13 protein-coding genes are annotated in these 20,589 nt (G+C 67.9%); 5 read left to right on the top strand and 8 right to left on the bottom strand.

The genetic code is table 11. From position 1 onward, the window contains the following. Nucleotides 1-42: 42 nt before the first annotated feature. Entirely contained in the window at nucleotides 43-990 is a 948-nt protein-coding gene (locus DWF00_RS24050; protein ID WP_114830400.1) for a sugar-binding transcriptional regulator, read from the top strand. A gap of 6 nt (nucleotides 991-996) precedes the next feature. After that, the gene (gene xylB / locus DWF00_RS24045; protein WP_114830401.1) at nucleotides 997-2,448 is read left to right on the top strand and encodes a xylulokinase; all 1,452 of its coding nucleotides are present in this window, start codon (nucleotides 997-999) and stop codon (nucleotides 2,446-2,448) included. A gap of 5 nt (nucleotides 2,449-2,453) precedes the next feature. Here xylB and DWF00_RS24040 read toward each other — a convergent pair whose 3' ends face one another. The 8 genes from DWF00_RS24040 to DWF00_RS24005 all read right to left on the bottom strand — a co-directional run bounded on the left by DWF00_RS24040 (nucleotide 2,454) and on the right by DWF00_RS24005 (nucleotide 13,467). Continuing rightward, nucleotides 2,454-3,245, bottom strand: coding sequence for an inositol monophosphatase family protein (locus DWF00_RS24040; protein ID WP_181832736.1), 792 nt, complete (start codon nucleotides 3,243-3,245; stop codon nucleotides 2,454-2,456). Further along, nucleotides 3,238-4,083 (bottom strand): phosphodiesterase, encoded by an 846-nt coding sequence (locus DWF00_RS24035; protein ID WP_114830403.1) that lies wholly within the window; start codon nucleotides 4,081-4,083, stop codon nucleotides 3,238-3,240. The genes DWF00_RS24040 and DWF00_RS24035 overlap by 8 nt, the downstream gene beginning before the upstream one ends. Nucleotides 4,084-4,326: 243 nt before the next feature. Next, complete coding sequence (locus DWF00_RS24030; protein ID WP_114830404.1) at nucleotides 4,327-5,598, bottom strand: ABC transporter substrate-binding protein; 1,272 nt, start codon at nucleotides 5,596-5,598, stop codon at nucleotides 4,327-4,329. A 44-nt stretch (nucleotides 5,599-5,642) separates the two neighbouring features. Beyond that, on the bottom strand, nucleotides 5,643-6,407 hold the full coding sequence (locus DWF00_RS24025) for a carbohydrate ABC transporter permease (RefSeq protein WP_245974281.1): 765 nt from the start codon (nucleotides 6,405-6,407) through the stop codon (nucleotides 5,643-5,645). A 125-nt stretch (nucleotides 6,408-6,532) separates the two neighbouring features. Continuing rightward, on the bottom strand, nucleotides 6,533-7,459 hold the full coding sequence (locus tag DWF00_RS24020; RefSeq protein ID WP_114830406.1) for a carbohydrate ABC transporter permease: 927 nt from the start codon (nucleotides 7,457-7,459) through the stop codon (nucleotides 6,533-6,535). After that, the gene (locus DWF00_RS24015) at nucleotides 7,456-8,643 is read right to left on the bottom strand and encodes an ABC transporter ATP-binding protein (protein ID WP_114830407.1); all 1,188 of its coding nucleotides are present in this window, start codon (nucleotides 8,641-8,643) and stop codon (nucleotides 7,456-7,458) included. The genes DWF00_RS24020 and DWF00_RS24015 overlap by 4 nt, the downstream gene beginning before the upstream one ends. A 94-nt stretch (nucleotides 8,644-8,737) precedes the next feature. Next, the gene (locus tag DWF00_RS24010) at nucleotides 8,738-9,559 is read right to left on the bottom strand and encodes a metallophosphoesterase family protein (protein WP_114830408.1); all 822 of its coding nucleotides are present in this window, start codon (nucleotides 9,557-9,559) and stop codon (nucleotides 8,738-8,740) included. Between the two features lie 266 nt (nucleotides 9,560-9,825). Then, a complete protein-coding gene (locus tag DWF00_RS24005) occupies nucleotides 9,826-13,467 on the bottom strand; it encodes a beta strand repeat-containing protein (RefSeq protein WP_114830409.1) in 3,642 nt (1,213 codons plus the stop codon). Between the two features lie 403 nt (nucleotides 13,468-13,870). Here DWF00_RS24005 and DWF00_RS24000 point away from each other — a divergent pair, with 403 nt between their 5' ends. From DWF00_RS24000 to DWF00_RS23990, 3 genes are all read left to right on the top strand, one after another. Beyond that, on the top strand, nucleotides 13,871-15,610 hold the full coding sequence (locus tag DWF00_RS24000) for a type I secretion system permease/ATPase (protein ID WP_245974264.1): 1,740 nt from the start codon (nucleotides 13,871-13,873) through the stop codon (nucleotides 15,608-15,610). Then, a complete protein-coding gene (locus DWF00_RS23995) occupies nucleotides 15,597-16,970 on the top strand; it encodes an HlyD family type I secretion periplasmic adaptor subunit (RefSeq protein ID WP_114830411.1) in 1,374 nt (457 codons plus the stop codon). The genes DWF00_RS24000 and DWF00_RS23995 overlap by 14 nt, the downstream gene beginning before the upstream one ends. Before the next feature lie 306 nt (nucleotides 16,971-17,276). Continuing rightward, nucleotides 17,277-20,589: glycerophosphodiester phosphodiesterase family protein (locus DWF00_RS23990; RefSeq protein ID WP_181832737.1), on the top strand; the 3,313-nt coding region annotated here is incomplete at its 3' end.

The raw sequence follows: 20,589 nt of genomic DNA, 5'->3' as shown, positions 1-20,589 counted from the left end.
GGCCGCGGCGACGCCGCCCAGACCGCCGATCAGGATGCCGCAATGCCGGAGGATGCACAGACCCAGGTCAGAGCCGCCTGGCTCTATTACATGGAGGGGCTGACCCAGGCCGAGATCGCCGACCGGCTGAAGATGACCCGGCTGAGGGTCAACCGCCTCCTGGTCGAGGCGCGCAGCAGCGGCCTGGTCAACATCACCATCAACTCCCGGCTCGAAAGCTGCGTGCGGCTGGAGCGTGGGCTCGTCGAGGAATTCGGCCTGCGCGAGGCGATCGTGGTGCCGACCCCGGCCGACCCCGCGCAGATTCCGGCGCTGATCGGCAAAGCTGCCGGCGAGCTGGTCTCGCGCATCATCGAGGAGAAGCCATCCGGCGGCTTCGGCGTCGGCTGGGGGGCGACCCTGCGCGAGACGATCCGGCACGTGCGGCCGGGGCAGTATCGCGACCTGAAAGTCACCGCGATGATGGGTGGCCTGACCTATGGCATCGAGATCAACACGTTCGAGATCGCAAGCCAGCTGGCCCGGCGCTGGCAGGCCGAATGCCATTACCTCGCGGCGCCGATCTACGCGGGCACGCCGCAATCGCGCGATACGATCGTGGCGCAGGACGTGTTCGAGGCCGCGTTCGAGCGCATCCGCGCCACCGAGGTCGCCATCCTCAGCGCCGGCGACCTGAGCGAGCGCTCGCTGCTGGTGCGCTACGGCCTGCCGCGCGATGTCGGCGTGGCGGAGCTTGCCGCGCAGGGCGCGGTCGGCGACATGCTCGGCCAGTTCATCGACGCGGATGGGGCGCCGATCGACCACCCGATCAACCGGCGCGCCATCGCCCTGCCGCTCGAGGCCTTGCGCAAGCTTCCGACGGTGATCCTCGCCTCGGGCGGCAGCAACAAGGCGGCGGTGCTGGCGGCAGCGCTGCGCGCCAGGCTCGCCTCCGTGCTGATCACCGACGAGCAGGCGGCCGCGGCGGCGCTGAAGCTGCTGCGAGACTGAGCCGCCGTGCCCCTCGTCCTCGGCATCGACCTCGGCACCTCCGGCGTCAAATCCGTCCTCGTCGACGAGCGCGATCACATCGTCGCGGAAGCCGCGGCGCCGCTGAGCGTCTCGCGCCCACAGCCGCTCTGGTGCGAGCAGGAGCCGGAGGATTGGTGGCAGGCCGTCGCCGCGACACTCGATGCCCTGGCTGCGGCCGAGCCGAAGCGCATGGCGGCGATCGGCGCGATCGGCCTCTCCGGCCAGATGCTCGGCGTGACCTGCCTCGATGCAAACGATCGGCCGCTGCGGCCGGCGCTCCTGTGGAATGACGGCCGCGCCACGGCCGAATGCGCCGAGATCGAAGCTGCCGTGCCGGATTTCGCCGGGCTGGTCGGCTGCCGCGCGATGGTGGGCTTTCCCGCGCCAAAGCTGCTCTGGCTCGCCCGGCACGAGCCGGACACCCTGGCGAAGACACAGCGCATCCTGCTGCCCAAGGACTATGTCCGGCTGCGGCTGACCGGCGTTGCGGCGAGCGACCATGCCGATGCCAGCGCCACGCTGCTGATGGATACGCTGGCGCGGGAATGGAGCTCTGATCTGCTTTCGGCCTGCGGGGTGGACCGCAGGCAATTGCCGGCCCTGATTGCTTCGCACGAGGTCAGCGGCGGGCTGCGTCCCGAACTCGCGCGACGCTGGGGCATGGCGGCACAGACACCGGTCGTCGGCGGCGCCGGCGACAACATGTGCGGCGGCGTCGGTGCCGGCATCGTCGCGGCGGGCATGGCCTCGATCAGCCTCGGCACCTCCGGCGTCTACTTCCTCGCCAACGACCGTTTCCTGCCGGCGCGCGGGCAAGGCATGCACACGCATCGCCATGCGGTCGAGGGGCTGTTCGCGCAGAATGGCTGCATCCTCAGCGCCGGTGCGGCGCTGAGCTGGGTCGCAGGCATCGTGGGCGCCAGCGACATCCCGAAGCTGATCCGCGAGGTCGAGGCGGCCGGTATTCCGATCAGCGAGACGCCGGTCTTCACGCCCTATCTCACCGGGGAGCGCACGCCGCATGACGATGCCGGCCTCACCGGAGCCTTTTCCGGGCTGAGCATGGCGACGACGAGGCTGCATCTGGTGCAGGCCGTGCTCGAAGGCGTGGCGCTGGCGCTGGGCGATTGCCATCGCGCCCTGCTCTGGACCGGGGCTAAGACCGAACAGGTGGCGCTGGTCGGTGGTGGCTCGCATAGCCCGCTTTGGGCAAACCTCGTCGCCAGCGCCATCGGCATGCCATTGACGCGCTCGCAAAGCGCAGCTGTCGGGCCGGCGCTCGGGGCCGCCCGCCTCGCCCGGCAAGGCATTGGCGGGCCTTTGCTGGCCGATGCCGGCGATGCCGCGGACGATAGCGAAATCCAGCCGATCCAGGCGATGGCCGAGGCGCTCGCCGCGAAACGCGCGAGGTTCGAGCGGCATCTCGCGCTGCGCTGAGGCCCTCACGCGCTTCGGATCGCCTCCAGTAGCTCGTCATGGATAAGGCCGTTGGAGGCGACCTTCTCGAGATCGTCGTCGCCGGAATCGCGGCCATCAACCATGGTTACGCGTCCACCCGCAGCACGCACCAGCGGCAGTGCGGCGGCATGCGAGACGATATCGGCCTTCAGGCCCACGAAGGAATCGAGCCGCCCGGCCGCGACCAGCGACATCTCCAGCCCGCCTGAGACGACGATGCGGACGCCGCGCGTCAGCTCGGCGAGGCGGCGGATGACGTTCGTCGTCCGCGCGATCTCGTCGGTGGTGTAGTGCGAGGTCAGCACGACGGAGACGACGGCGTCGGAGAGGCGCTCCGTTCCCGAGACCGCGGCTGGCCGATCGTTGATCGTGGCAATGCCATCGGCGCTGTAGCGCGCGACGATCCCCGCGAGCGGCGCGTGGGTCAGTCCGAGCACAGTCCTGCCCTGCTCCTGATAGGCCATCGTCACCGAGAACCAGGGCAGGCCGCTGGCATAGTTCACGGTGCCGTCGAGCGGATCGATGATCCAGCGCGGGCCCGCAGTGGAGCCGGAGAAGCCGGCCTCCTCGGAGAGGATCGCGGCCTCCGGCGTCAGCTTGCGCAGGCCTTCGATAACGAGCTTTTCCGAGGCGAGGTCGGCGGCGGTGACGACATCGCGCAGGTCCTTGCGGGTGACGACGGGTTGCTCGCCCTGCATGCGGACCAGGAGTTCGGCGGCGTCGCGGGCGAGCGCATCGGCCTCACCCAGCAGAACGGAGAACTGGCGCTCAGACATAGGCGGCGGCCGGCTTGGCCTGTCCGGGATAGGCGGGGTCGAGCACGAAATCGCGCGCCGGGCCGTAATCGCCGATCGGCTGGAGATGGCTGACGATGCCGATCTCCTCGTGCCAGACATGCACGGCGAAAGCCGGCGGCTCCATGATGAAGCGGTTTTCCGTGCCGCGGCGCAGGTCGAGCGCGACCTGGTGGGCTGTACCGGGCGCAACATAGCCGATGCGGCCGGCGAAACGCAGCTGGATCGGCCGGTGGTAATGGCCGCAGAGCACGCGCTCGATCTCGGGATGGCGGGCAATGGTCTCGACGAAGCCGCGCGTGACCCGGCACGGCATGACGTCCATGCCGTCGACGCCGACGCGGAAGGGTGGATGGTGCATGAAGACGATGGTCGGGCGCCCTTGCCCTTCGCGCAGCCGCTCGGCCAGCCAGGCCTCGCGCTCGGCGCAAATCTCGCCGCCATCCTCGCCTGCCATCACCGTGTCGAGGCCGATCAGCCGAACCGGAAAATCCTCGACCGTATAATGCAGGAAGCCAGCCTTCGGCAGGTAGGAATGGTCGCGTCCCAGCACTTCGGCGAAGGTCTCGCGCCGGTCGTGATTGCCGGGCACGACATAGACCGGCATGGGCAACCTCCTGAGCGCCTCCTGCACGATCTCGTATTCTTCCGGCAGCCCGCAATCGGCGAGATCGCCGGTGACCAGCACGCAATCAGGACGCGGCTCCATTGCTAGCACGACCGCGACGGCGCGGTGGATCGCCGCGTTGGTGTCGACGATGCCATAGGCGGGGCGGCCGATGGGCCGGGCATGGAAATCGCTGAGCTGGGCGATGATCATCGGAAAGCCTGTCGCGGGTGAGAGATTGTCTGGAAACTGAGCCCTCATCCTGAGGAGCGCCGCAGGCGCGTCTCGAAGGATGATCCAGGAGGCTCCGGGGCAGGCTGGAGCATCCTTCGAGACGCCGCTACGCGGCTCCTCAGGATGAGGGCTCATTGATCGACCGGACACTCAGGATGAGGGCTCAAACGTGATGCCGCCCGGCTACAACGGCCGAGCGGCGATAGCGTCAGAGCGTAAAGCTCACTTCATCAGCGCTTCGGTCTCGGAGACGATGCGCTCGATGCCGGCCTTCGGGGTGATGTCGCCGCGCATCACGCCGCTGACGACCTCGCGCTGCTGGCGCCAGATGCGCACCGAGTTGCCGCCCGGATAGCCCTGCCACGGCGCGGCGCGGGAGACCTGGCCGTTGATGGTGCGGAAGTTGGCGTTGTCCTTGTAGAACGGGCCGAGGAAGGCGTCGTCGCCGGCGCGCAGGTTGGTCGGCATGTAGCCGGCGCTCTCGACCACGATCTTCTGAGCCTCGGGGCCGGTGACGAACTTGATGAACTCCCAGGCCGCCTTCTGCTTGGCCGGGTCCTTGGCGGTGATCAGGGCGGCGTTGCCGCCGGTCGGCAGCTTGCCCTTGGCCTTGTCGTCGATCGGGAACAGCGCCGTCTTCATGGTGAAGCGCTCGCCGACGAGGTCGGTGACCTGGCGCAGGCGCGCCGGGGTGTCGAAGAAGATGCCCATCTTGCCGGCGATGAACTGCTGGCGCGACTGGTCCCAGTCGATCAGCGGCATGCCGCCTTCGGTGACGAGGCTGCGCAGCGTCTCGAGGATCTTCTGGCCGTACTCGCCGCCGAAGGCGACCTTGGTCTCGTCGGCGCTCAGCAGCGTCGAGCCGCCCTGCAGAACCATGCCGCGCCAGAGCCAGTCATCCGGCCAGTCATGGATGTTGTAGGCGAGGCCGGCGGTGTCGGTGGTGCGGATCTTCTTGGCCAGCGCCAGCAGGTCGGTCCAGTTGTCCGGCATCTTCTCCGGGTCGCCGCCGGCCTTCTTCACCAGCTCGGCGTTGAAATACATCAGCGGGGTCGAGGCGTTGAAGGCGAGGCCCGCCTGCTTGCCATGGACCTGGCCGAGCGAGAGCAGCGCGTCGGAGTAGTTGGCCTTGCGCCAGGCTTCGGGCTCGGCCGCGAGCATCGGCCCGAGATCGACGACCTGCTTGCGCTTGTCGAGCGTGTCGACCAGCTCGGTCAGCAGGTGGAAGCCGGAATAGTAGACGTCCGGCAGCTGGTTGGTGACGGACTGACGCAGCATCGTCTGATGCCCCTCGTCATAGCTCGCCGCCGGGGCGCGGAAGTTGATCTTGATGTTGGGGTTCTTCTTCATGAACTCCGCGGCGATGGGCTCGTGGAACTTCGCGAAGGCCGGGAAGGCGTAGAGGACGTCGAGCGTGACCTCCTGGGCCCGCGCCGCCGTGCTGGCGACGAGAGCGAGCGTCGCCGCAGCGAGCACTCGACTGAGACGTTTCATGGGTGTTCTCCGTAGGGATCGAGGAAACTGGCTAAAGGGGTGGGCTACTTCACTCCGGTCATCGTGATGCCGTCGATGAACCTCCGTCGTGCGATGAGAAATGCGATCACCAGCGGCGCCGTGAGGATGGTCGCGGCTGCCGTCAGGGCGCCGTAGTTCGACCCCGTCTCCGCATCGGCGAAGAACATCATTCCCAGCGGCGGCGGCGCCAGCTTCGCGTCGGAAATGACGATGAGGGGCCAGTAGAGGTCGTTCCAATGCGCCACCGCCGAGAACACCGAGAAGGCGGCGATGGCCGGCCAGGCGCTCGGGGTGACGATGCGCCAGACGATCTCGAACTCGCTCATGCCGTCGAGCCGGGCGGCATGGATGATGTCGTCGGGGAAGCTGCGGAAGAACTGGCGGAACAGGAAGATGGCGAAGACCGAGAGGAAGAACGGCACCATCATCGAGAAATAGGTGTTGAGCAGCCCGAGCTCGGCGAGCGCGATGTAGAGCGGCATGGCCGGCACCTGCACAGGGATGCAGAGACCGAGCAGCACCAGCACGAAGAGCGCGTCGCGGCCGGGGAAGCGCAGCTTGGCCAGCGCATAGGCGCAGGGGATCGCGACCAGGAGCTGGACCACGAGGATGCCGACGCAGAGGATGACGCCGTTCAGCGCGAAGCGCAGCAGCGGCGCCTTCGAGAGCGCGAAGCTGTAATTCTCGACGCCGTAGAACTGCTTCGGCCAGAGCGAGATTTCGGCGTTGAAGATCTCGCTCGGCGGCTTGATCGAGGTGATCAGCATCCAGACGAAGGGCAGCAGCATGAAGATCGCGCCCGCGATCAGGATGCCATGGATCAGCACGAGCGAAAACAGGCGCCGGGCGATTGCGCCAGCGGGCGTGATCGGCGCGGCAACCGGGCCGGCGGCGGGGAGCGCGATCTCGGCCATCAGTAATGCACCTTCTTGTCGAGGGCGAAGGTCTGCACGGCCGAGAAGACGAGGATGAAGGCGAGGAAGATGAAGGTCAGCGCCGCGGCATAGCCGGTGTGGAAGTACTGAAAGCCTTCGAGATAGATGTTGTAGAGCAGCACCTCGGTCGAGCCGATCGGCCCACCGCGCGTCATCACCGCCACGGTGTCGAAGATCTTGAAGGCGGTGATCATGGTGGTGACGATGACGAACATCGTGGTCGGCCCCAGCAGCGGCCAGGTGATGGTCAGGAAGCGGTCGATGCCGCCGGCGCAGCCGTCGATCTCGGCCGCCTCGTAGAGATCGCGCGGGATCGCGGTCAGCCCAGCCAGGAACAGGATCATGTTGAAGCCGAGCAGCTGCCAGATGCCGATCACGGCGAGCGTCGCCAGCGCCGTCGAGGGCTCGCTGAGGAAGGCGATCTGCCCGAAGCCGAACCATTTCAGCACGGCGTTGACCGGCCCGAGCGAGGGGTGCAGCAGGAACTGCCAGACCGTCGCCATGGCGATCAGCGTCGAGGTCACCGGCAGGAAGTAGATCACCTCGTAGAGCGAGCGCGTCTTGCGCCGGCGCTGCACCAGGATGGCGATCAGCAAAGCGCCGAAGACGCCGCCCGGCACGACGATCGCGACATAGACCAGCGTGTTGACCACGGCGCGGCGGATGACCGGATCGGCCAACGCCTTGGCGTAGTTCTTGAAGCCGAGCCAGTCGGCGGAGACGCCGCCGAACTCGTAGTTCGTCACGCTCAGCAGCAGGAGGACGACGAGCGGCAGCAGGATCGTCAACGCGAGCAGGATGAAGGCCGGCAGCACGAAGCCGAGGCCGGTGAAGCGCTCGATCCAGAGCCGGCGGCGCATGGCGGCGGGTGGGGCGCTGGCTAGGGCGATGGCGTTCATCGTCATGCCCTCAATGGGACGACGGAAGCAGTGGCTGCGCCTGGCGCCTTCGGCTCGAGCCGATCGCCGGCGGCGTTGAAGACGTGGCAGGCAGCCTCGTCGAAGCCGAGCGCGAACTCGGCCGCCTCGCTAAGGCTGGCGGCGACGGCCGGGCTGGCGCGCATCGTCACGCCCTGGGCATCGCGGCCGGCGAGATCGAAATGCAGGATGTATTCGGAGCCAAGATTCTCCTTGCGGCGCAGCCGCGCCGAGAACCAGGGGCGGCCGGCATGGCCCGGTTCGCCCGGGACGAGGCTCAGCGCTTCGGCCCTGATGCCGAGCGTGACCGAAGCGCCCTGCCCTTCAGCCACGGCCAAAGCGAGCGGCCGGCCGAAGAGTTCGATGCGGCCGCCATTCGCGACGCTCGCCGGCAGAAGGTTGATCGCCGGGCTGCCGATGAACTGCGCGACCTTGAGCGAGGCGGGCTTCTCGTAAAGCTGCGAAGGCGTGCCGAGCTGCAGGATCGAGCCCGCATCCATCATCGCGACGCGATCGGACATCGTCATCGCCTCGACCTGGTCATGCGTGACGTAGATGAAGGTGGCGCCGAGGCGCTTGTGCAGCTCCGCCAATTCGGTGCGCATGTGGACGCGCAGCTTGGCGTCGAGATTGGAAAGCGGCTCGTCCATCAGGAAGACGTCCGGGCTGCGCACCATGGCGCGGCCGAGCGCGACGCGCTGGCGCTGGCCGCCGGAGAGCTGTGCCGGCTTGCGGTCGAGCAGGTGCTCGAGCTGGAGCTGGGCCGCGACGGCGCCGACATCGGCCTCGATGCCGCGCATGACCTGCCGGCGCTGGCCGGAGAGCAGGCGCAGCAGCGGCAGGCGCTGCCAGAGGCTCAGGCGCGACATGGTCAGCGGCAGCGCGATGTTGTTGCGCACCGACATGTGCGGGTAGAGCGCATAGGACTGGAACACCATCGCCACGCGCCGCTCATGCGCCCGCAAATGATCGACGCGCTTGCCGCCGATGGCGACGCTGCCGCTATCCTGGCTCTCCAGCCCGGCGATGATGCGGATCAGCGTGGACTTGCCGCAGCCGGAGGGGCCGACCAGCGTCAGGAACTCGCCATCGGCGATGTCGAGATCGACGCCGCCGAGCACCTTGGTCGCGCCAAAGGATTTGGCGATGGAGGCCAGGTCGACTGCTGCCACGTCGTTCGCCCTTCTGTTCGAGCCTGGATCAGGCTGCCGGGTCTGTTTTCGAGCGTCGTTATCGTTGGAGGGGCCTGCCGCAGCAGGCCACGCCTCAAGCCGCGCGCGGCGGGTAGACCTCGTGGATCACGTCGTCGATCCAGAGCGTCTGGAGGGCCGTGATCTCATGGACCGCGGCGGAGAACTCCCGTCCCTCGAATTCGTAGGCGACGGCGCCGAGCGTCGTGGCGCCGGCCATGCTGGGCTGGAGCTCGGGGCCGACGACGAAGCCCGAGGACGGCCCCCAGATGTAGCGGGTGCCGTCGAGCTCGAAGTCGTTGGCGCGGTGGAGGTGGCCGCTGGCGACGAAGGCGACCTCATGCTTGCGCACCAGATCGAGCAGATGGGCGCGCGGCCTGGGCGGAACGCTCCAATAGCCCTTGTCGCCCTCGTTCGGCCCCTCGATGAAGAGCGGGCGGTGCAGGAACCAGCCGAGCCGGCGGCCTTCAGCCTCGGCGATCTGCTGCTCCAGCCAGGCGAGTTGGCGCGCCTCATCCTTCTCGTCGCTGCCGAACAGCATCGAGTTGAGGCCGATCAGCCGCCAGCCTTCGAGATCGCGCGCCCAGAAATCCTCGCCGAGATGCGTGCGCCAGCGCGCGAGGCGCCCCTCATTGACCGGCTGATGCGGGTGATAGGCCTCGCCGACATCGTGGTTGCCGGGGATGCTGAGCACGGGGACGCCGAGCCCGCGCAGCAAGCCGGCGCAATGGCTCATGTCCTCGTCGACATCGGCGCCATCGACCGTGACGTCGCCGGTATGCACGACGAGGTCGGGCTGCTGCGCCGCGAGCCAGGCCGTGAGCGGCGCCCAATTGCAGGCAAAATGCTGCTTGGTCGGACTCAGATGGGTATCCGAAATCTGCAGGACCCGCTGCATGGCTTCCCTCCAAAACACGCTCCCGTAGCCGGGATACGCACCAGGCCCTGCAAGCGGGGCTGGTGATTTTGCCATGGACCATACAGATGAATTTTTGATGACACAAATGTATTTCAACGCCGCAGGCGCCGGCTGCCGAGGCTGCTGCGCCAAGCCGCAACATGGCTCCCGGGAATCAAAAAGCCGGCCCTTGAGCCGGCTTTAGAAATGGGTGCTGAATGAGAGGATGAGCGGCCCTTCGGTCGAAGGGCCGCTCATGACCCGGATCAGGCGAAGCGGAAATCGTCGTTGCCGAGCGCGTTCAGCTGGATGTCCGCCAGCGTCAGCGAGGTGTGGTCGTCGATGGTGAAGACCACGTCGTTGCCGACCTGGTGGGCGGTGGCCATCAGCGTGGCGTAGTCGGCGACCACGTCCGTCGAGAACTCGATCACGTCGGTCGTCGAGCCCGAGGCGGCGAAGTCCGTGATCGTGTCGTTGCCGAAGCCGGCCGCGAAGACGAAGTTGTCGCTGCCGGAACCGCCGGTCAGCACGTCGTTGCCGGCGCCGCCTTCGATGTGGTCGTCGCCGGAGCCGGCGCTGATCACGTCGTTGCCGAGGCCGCCGAGCAGGTGGTCGTCGCCCGAACCGCCGGCGAGGGTGTCGTCGTCGGCGCCGCCATCCAGGCTGTCATCGCCCGAGCCGCCATTCAGCGCGTCGTTGCCGGCGCTGCCGGCGAGCGCGTCGTCGCCAGCGCCGCCGGTGAGCGTGTCGCTGCCGCCGGCACCGTCCAGGCTGTCGTCGCCATTGCCGCCGATCACCGTGTCGCTGCCTTCGCCGAACAGCAGGCTCTCGATGTTCGTGAAGGTATCGAAGCCGATGCCGGCGCCGGAGACGTGCCCGGCGGCGAAGTCGACATAGACCGGGCCGGTGGCACGCGCCAGGAAGAGCGTGTCGAAGCCTTGGCCACCGTCGATGACGTCGTTGCCTTCGTCGGCGAGGATCGTGTCGTCGCCGTTGCCGGCGTCGATCGTGTCGTTGCCGGTCCCGGCGAAGATGGTGTCGTTGCCGGCCCCGGCATGGATCACGTCGTTGCCGAAGCTGGTGGTGATGTCGTCATTGCCGTTGCCGGCATCGACGGTGACGGCGCCGAGGTAGTCGTTCATCGTGATGCGGTCGTTGCCGTCGCCGAGCAGGATGGTGCCCTGGACGTTCGAGCCGATGTAGAGGTTCACGACGTCGTCGCCGGCGCCCATGTCGATCGCCGAGCCGCCGGTCGCCTGGATCAGGCCGGAATTGCTCAGGTGGTCGTTGCCGCCGCCCATCGACAGGCCGCCGATGATCCGGCCGGCGCTGCCGTTGATGATCTCGTCGTCATAGGTGCCGACGAGCTTGATCGCCTCGTTGCCGCGCAGGTCGAACTTGGCAATATCCTCGGGCGTCGTCAGCGTGACGCCCTCGGGGCCGTGGCCGTCGCCTTGGATCAGGCCGTCATTGACGATGAGCGTCTTGCCGAGCGCGTTCTCGTTGCTGGAATTGTCGACCTGGATGCCGCGACCGTAGCCGTAGATCTCGGCGCCGGCATTGTTGACGATGGTGCCGCCGCCGATGGCGATGCCCTCGGAGACGTTCGGCTCGCCGTCGTGATAGCCTTGGGCGCCGAGGCCGGCGACGCGGCCGTAGTTGGTGAGGGTGAGCAGGCCGTCGATGTCGATGGCGTCGCCGTCGCTGTCGGCGAGCTCCGCCGAGCGGCCCTCCATCGTGCCCTTGTTGGTGATGGTGACGCGCTCCGCCTCCGAGCCGTCGCTGTCGATGTTCACGGCCGAGCCGTTGCGGCCGATCATCGTGCCTTCGTTATAGACGGCGACGGCCCTTTCGCCGGTCACGGCATGCTTGGCGCCTTCGAGCTTACCGCCCGCATAGTTGTTGACCTTGCCGCCGGCATCGCCCTGGAAGTCGATCAGATCGCCGCCGGCGACGAGGCCGGTCGCCGCGGTGATCAGGCCCCAGTTGTTCACGACGCCGTTCTGGCCCGGGCGGATCACGTCGGCGCTGTCGGTGCTGGTGCCGGCGTTGCGGATGATGCCGCCCGCCAGGTTGTTGATGACGCCGTGCCCGCCATTGCCGTCGAAGCTGCGGAAGTCGATGACGCGGCCGCCGTCGCCGGATTCGATCAGGCCGGCATTGTTGAGCTCGATGACGGCCGTGGCGGCCGCATTGGCGTTCGGGGTGATCGCGCCGCGGATGACGCCGCCGGCGAGGTTGTTGAACTCCAGCGAGCCCGTGGCGTTGGCGGTGTTGGCGAGGACGCGGGTGGAACCCTCGATCGTGCCGGCATTGTCGATGACGGCATCGCCGCCGCCCTGCCAGGTGACCGCGGTGGCGGCGACGAGCTTGCCGCCGGCCTCGATCGAGACGTGGTCGTTGTTGTTGACGATGATGCCGGTCGTTACCGTGCCGGCGCCCTTGATGGTGATGTCGTCATAGGCCTCGCTGGCGGCGACCGCCCAGCTGCCGCTCTCGACGACGAGCTTCTCGACGCCGGCGACCGCAGCAAGCGTGCCCGTGCCGGTGCCGATGAGCTTGACGGTGTCGCGATCCGCGCCGCCATCGACGGTGACGCCGCTGGTGCCGGTCGTGACCTCGATGGTGTCGTCGCCAGCGCCGCCGAGGGCGGTGTCGCCGCTGCCGATGACGATGAGATCCTTGCCGGCGCCGCCGGAGAGCACGTTCGTGAGGGCGTTGCCGCGCAGCTCGTCGTCGCCGGAGCCGCCGGTCGCGTTCTCGATGCCCGAGAGCGTGTCGTTGCCGGCGTCATCGCCGGTCGCCTTGCCGGTCAGCAGGTTGATCACGACGCCCGAGGTCTCGGACGAATAGTCGGCCGTATCGATGCCGTCGCCGCCGACGAGCGTGTCGTTGCCCTCGCCGCCGACGAGGCTGTCGTTGCCGGCGCCGCCGATCAGGATGTCGTCGCCGAGGCCGCCGACCAGGCGGTCATTGTCGTCGCCGCCCTGGAGCGCGTCGTCGCCTTCGCCGCCGTCGAGCACGTCGTCGCCGGCGCCGCCCTTGACGAGGTCGTCGCCCGAGCCGGTGGTGACGGTGTCGTTGCCTGCGCCGGCATCGACGTCGAGGTCGCCGTCGGCCGCGGTGAGCTGGTCGTTGCCGGCGCCGAGCAGGATCTGCCCGTAGACGCTGGAGCCTTCCTCGAGCGTGACGCTGTCATCGCCGTCGCCCATGTCGATGGCGGCGCCGTCGGTGGCGACGATCACGCCGGAGTTGATCAGCGTGTCGTTGCCGCCGCGCATCGAGACGCCGCCGATCAGCAGGTCGGCGTTGTTCAGGGTCTCGGCCCCATCGCCATAGGTCGGGGCGGCCGCCTCGCCGTCAGGCTGCGCGGCCGGGTCCGAGGGAGCGGCGGCGGCGCCGCCATCGGCCGGCACCGCCACATGCGGCGTCTCGGCGAAGGCCGCGACCCTGGCCTGGCTCTTGGCCGAGCTGCCGGAGGAGACCGAGAACTCCGGCGATGCGGCGCGCAGCGCCGCCACCGGGGCGGCATGGGCCGCGACGCCGGTCGTGGGGTCGATGAAATCGTTGCTGATCTCGGCCAGGAAGGTCGGGGCGGTCGAGCTGCCGACATGGACGCGGGCGCCCTTGATGCTGCCGGTGACGTCCTCGGGCGAACCCTCCTCGACGGTGCCGAGATCGCTGCTCGCCTGGCCGGAGGCGAGGCCGTTCACGGTGACGCGGGTGCCGGCCGCGATGTCGGCATTCGCCGTCCAGGTCCAGCTCGCCGCGCCGCTGCCGAACTCGGCCCCGGTCTCGAAGGTGATCACGGAGCCGGCGAGGATGGGCTCCAGGACGACGAAGGCGAGGCCGTCATCGGAATCAGCGCTGTAGCCGACGAGGCTGATGGAACCAGGAGCGAGAGCCATTGTGTCGAAATCCTTCAGACATGCGCGCAACGAAAAAGCGGCCGACCTGGCCGCGGGGCGGCCAGCCGGGCAGCTCCCGATCCAGGAGCCGTTGGGGCGCAAATGGACTCGACACGATGACGGTTTGTTAACTGTTTCTTAACGTAAGTGAAAATTTAAAGCTTTATATTCGCCGGCAAATCAATAACTCAACCGAAGCGACACGATCATCGCCCCGATACAACCCGTATTTCTCAAGGTAATTAGCCAATTATATTCGAAGCTCCGCCGCGTCCGAGCGCGGCTTTATCCTCAACGAGAATCAAACCGCGTCATTAAACCGACGCACTAGCTCGCTAACCGCCGCCTCTATTCGAAGACCGTATCCACGGTTGCTTGCGCGTTCTGGTTCACGAGTACGATTTTGCTGCCTAAAACCCCTCAAAATGCCGCGAGCGAGGCCCTGGCCTCCTGCCGCTCCGCCTTTCTCGCGGTGGCGCTGTTCTCCGCGCTGGTCAACATCCTGATGCTGACCGGGTCGATGTACATGCTCCAGGTCTACGACCGGGTGCTGCCCTCGCGCAGCCTGCCGACCCTGGTGGCGCTCTCGATCATCGTGGTGGCGCTCTATGTGCTGCTCGGCCTGTTCGACTGGCTACGCCAGCGCATCCTCAATCGGATCGGCGTGGCGCTCGACCGCAAGCTGGCCGCGCCCGTCGTCGGCACCATCCTGGCGACGCAGGTGCGCGGCGGCCCCGGCGGCACGCAGCTCTCGCGCGACCTCGACAGCGTGCGCGGCTTCCTTTCCGGGCTCGGGCCGACGACGCTGTTCGACCTGCCCTGGATCCCGCTCTATGGCGGGCTCTGCTTCCTGCTGCACCCCTATCTCGGCTGGACGCTGGTCGCCGGCGCCGTGCTGCTGATCCTGATCGCTCTGGCGACCGAAGTGCTCACGCGCCGGCCAAGCACCGAGTCGGCGCGCATCGGCGCCGAGCGCTCGGCGCTGCTGGAGGCGGCCAGGCGCAATGCCGAGGCGGTCTCGGCGCTCGGCATGGAGCGGCGCATCACGGCCCTGTTCGACCGGGTCAACGACCGCTACGTCGCGACCAATCTCGGCGCCTCCGACCTCGCCAGCACGCTCGGCACCTTGTCGAAGACCGTCCGCTTCATGCTGCAATCGGGCATGCTCGGCGTCGGCGCCTGGCTCGTCATGAACGACCAGGCCTCGTCGGGCGTGATGATCGCGTCGTCCGTGCTCAGCAGCCGGGCGCTGGCGCCGATCGAGCTCGCCATCGGCAGCTGGCGGCCCTTCGTCGGCGCGCGCCAGGCCTGGGCGCGGCTCAAGGCGGCGCTCGGCGAGAGCAGGCCGACCCCGCTCGTCGCACCGGAGCGGCCGACGCGGCGGCTGACGCTCAGCCACCTCTTCGTCTCCGCGCCCGGCGCGCAGAGCCCGATCCTGAAGGATGTCGGGTTCACGCTGAATGCCGGCCAGGGCCTCGCCGTCATCGGCCCCTCGGCCTCAGGCAAGTCGACCCTGGCGCGCACGCTCGTCGGCGTCTGGCCGACGATGCGCGGCGACCTGCGCCTCGACGGCGCCACGCTCGAGCAATGGTCGGCCGAGCAGCGCGGCGCGATCCTCGGCTACATGCCGCAGGACGTGCAGCTCTTCGCCGGGTCGGTGGCCGAGAACATCGCCCGCTTCGATCCGGAGATGAGCGAGGAGGCCGTGCTGGCCGCGGCCAAGGCGGCCGGCGCCTACGACATGATCCTCGGCCTGCCAAAGGGCTTCGAGACGCCGATCGGCGAGGCCGGCGGCATCCTGTCGGGCGGCCAGCGCCAGCGCATCGCGCTCGCCCGGGCGCTCTACCGCGACCCGTTCCTGGTCGTGCTCGACGAGCCCAACGCCAATCTCGACGCCGAGGGCGACGCCGCCCTGACCGGAGCCATCGCCGGCGTGCGCCAGCGCGGCGGCATCGTCATCGTCATCGCCCACCGCCCCTCCGCGCTCGCCGGAATCGACCTCGTGCTGATCCTCGCCGAGGGGCAGGTCCAGGCCTTCGGGCCGAAGGAGGAAGTCCTGCGCAAGAGCCTGGCGGCAACGCCGGGACCAGGCAGCGTCGGCTTCGCAACCCCCAAGATCGTGACCGCCGATGCCCGCGCCTGACGTCCGTAACCCCAATGCTGGCGCGCTCGTCGCCGCCGGCGCCCGCGGCCCGACGGCCCGTCCCCCGGTCGATCCCTGGCGCGACATCCGCCGCGCCACCCTCTTCGGCGTCGCGACCATCGCCGTGCTCTTCGGCACGGTCGGACTCTGGGCCGCGACCGCGCCGCTGGCCGGCGCGGTGATCGCGCCTGGCAAGATCGTCGTCGAGAGCAATGTCCGCCGCATCCAGCACCCATCGGGCGGCGTCGTCGCGGAGATCCGCGTCAAGGACGGCGACCACGTCAAATCGGGCGACGTGCTGGTGCGCCTCGACGAGACCCATGCCAAGGCGAGCCTGGCGCTGATCGAGATCGAGCTGCGCCGCTTCCAGGCGCGCAAGGTCCGCCTCGAGGCCGAGCGCGACGGCAAGCCGGCCTTCACCTTGCCGCAGGACCTGGTCGAGCGCGCCTCGGACCCCAACGTGAGCCAGGCGGTGGACGGCGAGCTTTCGCTGTTCCGCTCGCGGCGCGAGGCCGCCGACGGCCAGACCTCGCAGTTCCGCGAGCGCATCGCCCAGTCGCGCGAGGAGATCCGCGGGCTCGCCGCGCAGATCGAGGCGAAGCGCACGCAATCCACGCTGATCCGGCAGGAGCTGGAGGGCGTGCAGAAGCTCTACGACCAGAGCCTCGTCGCGATCTCGCGGCTGACCTCGCTGCAGCGCGAAGCCTCGCGCCTCGTCGGCGAGGAGGGCAGCCTCGTCGCCGACACCGCCCGCGTGAAGGGCCGCATCGCCGAGACCGAGCTGCAGATCCTGCAGATATCCCAGGACCTGCGCCGCGAGGTCGCGACCGAATTGCGCGACGTCGACGGCAAGATCGCCGACCTCTCCGAGCGGCGCATCGCAGCGGTGGACCAGCTGGTCCGCACCGAGATGCGGGCGCCGCAGGACGGCATCGTCCACCAGAAGACCGTGCATACGATCGGCGGCGTCATCGGCCCGGCCGAGCAGATCATGCTGATCGTGCCGGAGACCGACGGGCTCGTGGTCGAGGCCAAGATCGAGCCGCCGATGATCGACCGGCTGCGCATCGGCCAGACGGTGCTGCTGCGCTTCCCGGCCTTCGACGCCGCCACCACGCCGAACCTGCGCGGCAGGCTGAGCCAGGTCGCGGCCGACCTGACCACCGAGCAGCAGACCGGCGTGTCCTACTACACCGCCCGCGTCAGCCTGGACCAGGCCGAGCTGAAGCGGCTCGAAGGCAAGACGCTCGTGCCGGGCATGCCGGTCGAGACCTTCATCCAGACCGGGATGCGCACCGCGCTCGCCTACCTCGCCAAGCCGATCGAGGACCAGCTCACCCGCACCTTCCGCTACGACTGAGAGGTCGCGCGGAAGCGGCGTCCGTCAGGCTGCGCGCCGGACGGGCAATCAAGTCCGCCACCTTCATCTCAGCGTCGCGAGAGTGTCACGGGCGATGACTAGAGCGCTGACGCAGGTAGAGCTTAGTTAATGAATCGTTATTGCCGGCTCGCGAGCAGCAAGCTCGATTTCGTTGCAGGCAATAAAGGTTCTTCGGCTCAATAACGCATCGAGCCCGGACGAGGAACCTACCCCTTCATCATCACTTCAATGCCTGGGCGATGGCGCCCGGGCAATCGGTTTCGCCTGGACTAGAGAGCCTGCACCATGACTGACGTCAAACTCCTCGCCCATCGCGGCAGCAATCCCTATCCCGACCACTCGATGGCCGCCTATGAAGCCGCGATCAACTGGGGCGCGGATTTCATCGAGCCCGACCTTTACCTGACCAAGGACGGCGTCCTCGTCTGCAGCCATGACGACCACAGCTTCGCCAGCAAGACCTATGCGGAGGCTCTCGCGGAGAACCCCGACCTCGTGCGCTTCGACCAGGTCATCGACCTGGTGAACCAGCGCTCGGCCGAGACCGGCCGCCAGATCGGCATCACGCTCGAGACCAAGAGCACGAACTACGCGACCAGCGAAGCGGTCATCAAGATGCTGGTCGAGAAGGGCTTCACCGACCCGAGCCGCGTCTACATCAACAGCTTCGAGTCGTCGAACCTGCGGAGCCTGCATGACACGATCATGCCGCAATACGGCGTCGACTTCTCCCTGCTCTACCTCACCAGCGGCTCGTACAACCTCGCCGACATCGCGACATACGCCGACGGCATCGCGCCTTCGACCGGCATCGTGACCAAGGCTCTCGTCGACCAGGCCCATGCGCTCGGCCTCGAAGTCCATACCTGGACCATCAACGGCGCGCAGTCCGACGTGCAGAACCTCGTCAACCTGGGCGTCGATGCCATCTACGTCGACTCGATGAACGTCGCCCGCCCGGCGGCCGAGCAGATCGACGGCGTCAAGGTCGCCTATGGCTCCGAGGCCGCCAACGTGATCTCGGCCAATGCCGGCAACGACCTGGTCTACGCCATGCAGGGCGACGACGTCGTTCGCGCCAAAGGCGGTGACGACACCGTCTATGGCGATGCCGGCAACGACGCGCTCTTCGGCGGCGCGGGCAACGACCATCTGGTCGGCGGCGGCGGCACCGACTTCCTCCAGGGCGACGAAGGCAGCGACCTGCTCGACGGCGGCGTCGGCAACGACGTCATCCTGGCGAGCGGCGACAAGGTGCTGTTCCGCGCGGGGGCCGGCATCGATCTGGTCTCGCTCGACAATACCAGCACGATCAGCTTCGACGACATCGCCTCGGGCGACGTCACCATCGTCCAGGACGGCGCGAACCTCATCATCCGCTCCGGCGACGACGTCCTCGTCATCCGCAACGGCGGCAATGCCGCCGGTCTGCCTGCCTCCATCACCTTCTCGGATGGCGTGACCTGGACCGGCGCCGAACTCGCCGGCCATGCGACGGCCGGAACCGACGCCGCGGTCGCCGCCGCGCTGCCGGCTCTGGAGCAGGTGCTCGCCACCGCTCCCGATCTCGCGACCGAACCGCCGCTGCCGCCGGTCGCGATCGGCACCGACCTCATCGTCAACGGCGGCTTCGAAGACGTCACCGGCATGGATGTCGCCGGCAATGGCTGGGGCTGGCTCAACGCGGGCGGCGCGCTTCCCGGTTGGACCGACCGCGCCGGCAACCGGGTCGAGATCCACAAGGACATCCAGAACGGCGTCGGCCCGAAGGAGGGCACGAAATATTTCGACCTGGATGGCGATGGCCATAACGTCACGCTGGTGCAGCAGATCGCCCGGGCCGAGGAAGGCGCGACCTACCGCCTGACCTTCTCGATCGCCGACGCCGATGGCACGACCGCCGACGACGGCGTCCGCGTGCTGTGGAACGGCCAGGTCGTCTACGAAGGCATCCCGAACAGCGCCTGGAACACCTTCAGCTTCAATCTGGTCGGCGGTTCCGGCAACGGTTTGAACGAACTGATCTTCCAGGGCACCGAGGCGGACCAGAACTGGTATGGCGCGGCACTCGACGACGTGCACTTCGTCAAGATCGCCGATGCCGGCGTGCCGGTGCCGGACAATGTGGCGCCGGAAGCAGTGGCGGGCGCGGCCACGGGCGACCAGGGCACGGTCTTCACCGGAAGGCTCGCCGCCACGGATGCCAACGGCGACGTGCTGGCTTACAGCCTCGGCGACGGCCCGGCCCATGGCTCGGTCGTGATCAATGCCGATGGCACCTACAGGTACACGCCCGCGTCAGGCTTCGCCGGCACAGACAGCTTCACCTTCCTGGTGAATGACGGGCATGGCGGCGTCGACGAAGCGGCCATGAGCCTGACCATCAAGGCCGTCCCCGTCAACCTGATCGTCAACGGTGGTTTCGAGGACCTGACCGGCGCCAACGATGCCGCCAGCTGGGGCTACCGCAACACCAATCCCGGGGGCGTCATTCCGGGTTGGACCAATATCGCCGATACGCGCGCCGAGGTGCACAAGGATACGATCGGCGGGGTCAGCGCTGCAGAAGGAACCTATTGGTTCGATATGGAAGGCGCCAACAAGAACGCCAAGTTGGTCCAGAGCGTCGCCGGCGTCGAGCAGGGCGCGACCTACCAGCTCAAGTTCTCCATCGCCGACACCGACACGGCCCAGGCCAACGACACCGTCAAAGTCTACTGGGGCGGACAGCTCATCTATACCGGCATTCCGAAGGGCAAATGGCAGGAGATCACGCTCGATGTGATCGGTGGCACCGGCGACGGGTCCAACAAGCTGACCTTCGAGAGCACCACCCCAAGCTCCAATGGCGCCGGCGTGGCGCTCGACGCCGTCTCGATGGTCAAGATCGATAAAAATCCAAACCTGATCGTCAATGGCAGCTTCGAGGACCTGACGGGCGCCAATAACGGCAACTGGAACCCGGACTGGGGCTATCGCAACGACAGCGGCATCATTCCCGGCTGGAAGCAGACCAACACGGCCGCCGGCGGCCGCGCCGAGGTGCACTTCGATACCCTGAACGGTGTCAGCGCCCTGGACGGAAAAGCTTGGTTCGACATGGACGGCAACAAGAACAACGCCAGGCTTGTCCAGACGGTCGCGGGCGTCGAGGCCGGCAAGACCTATGAGCTGAAGTTCTCGATCGCCGATATCGACGCCGCGACCAATGATGACGGCATCCGCGTCTCGTGGGGCGGCGAGGTCATCTTCGAAGGCATTCCCCCGGCGGCCTGGGAGGCCCATGCGTTCCACGTGGTAGGCGGTGCCGGCGATGGCAAGAACGAGCTCATCTTCGAAGGCACCGAGACGAACAAAAACGGCTATGGCGTCGCGCTCGACGACATCTCGCTGCGCAAGATCGCGGGCCCGACCGAGTTCGACGACCTGCTCACCGGCACGGCCGGCGCGGACGTGATCTCTGGCCTTGGCGGCGACGACGTTCTGAGCGGCTTGGCGGGCAACGACACGCTCGACGGCGGGGCGGATGACGACACGCTGCTCGGCGGCGAGGGCAACGACGCGCTCGCGGGCGGCAGCGGCGACGACGACCTCGACG

The organism is Allobosea caraganae (assembly GCF_003351345.1).
Lineage (GTDB): Bacteria > Pseudomonadota > Alphaproteobacteria > Rhizobiales > Beijerinckiaceae > Allobosea > Allobosea caraganae.
This window is presented reverse-complemented; position numbering and strand designations above follow the sequence as displayed.

Bases quoted from the DNA above. Each gene is read 5' to 3' on its own strand.
- DWF00_RS24050 (WP_114830400.1), top strand. From the start codon at position 43: ATGCCGGAGGATGCACAGACCCAGGTCAGAGCCGCCTGGCTCTATTAC.
- DWF00_RS24040 (WP_181832736.1), bottom strand. From the start codon at position 3,245: ATGTCTGAGCGCCAGTTCTCCGTTCTGCTGGGTGAGGCCGATGCGCTC.
- DWF00_RS24035 (WP_114830403.1), bottom strand. From the start codon at position 4,083: ATGATCATCGCCCAGCTCAGCGATTTCCATGCCCGGCCCATCGGCCGC.
- DWF00_RS24030 (WP_114830404.1), bottom strand. From the start codon at position 5,598: ATGAAACGTCTCAGTCGAGTGCTCGCTGCGGCGACGCTCGCTCTCGTC.
- DWF00_RS24025 (WP_245974281.1), bottom strand. From the start codon at position 6,407: ATGCTGCTGCCCTTCGTCTGGATGCTGATCACCTCGATCAAGCCGCCG.
- DWF00_RS24020 (WP_114830406.1), bottom strand. From the start codon at position 7,459: ATGACGATGAACGCCATCGCCCTAGCCAGCGCCCCACCCGCCGCCATG.
- DWF00_RS24010 (WP_114830408.1), bottom strand. From the start codon at position 9,559: ATGCAGCGGGTCCTGCAGATTTCGGATACCCATCTGAGTCCGACCAAG.
- DWF00_RS24005 (WP_114830409.1), bottom strand. From the start codon at position 13,467: ATGGCTCTCGCTCCTGGTTCCATCAGCCTCGTCGGCTACAGCGCTGAT.
- DWF00_RS23995 (WP_114830411.1), top strand. From the start codon at position 15,597: ATGCCCGCGCCTGACGTCCGTAACCCCAATGCTGGCGCGCTCGTCGCC.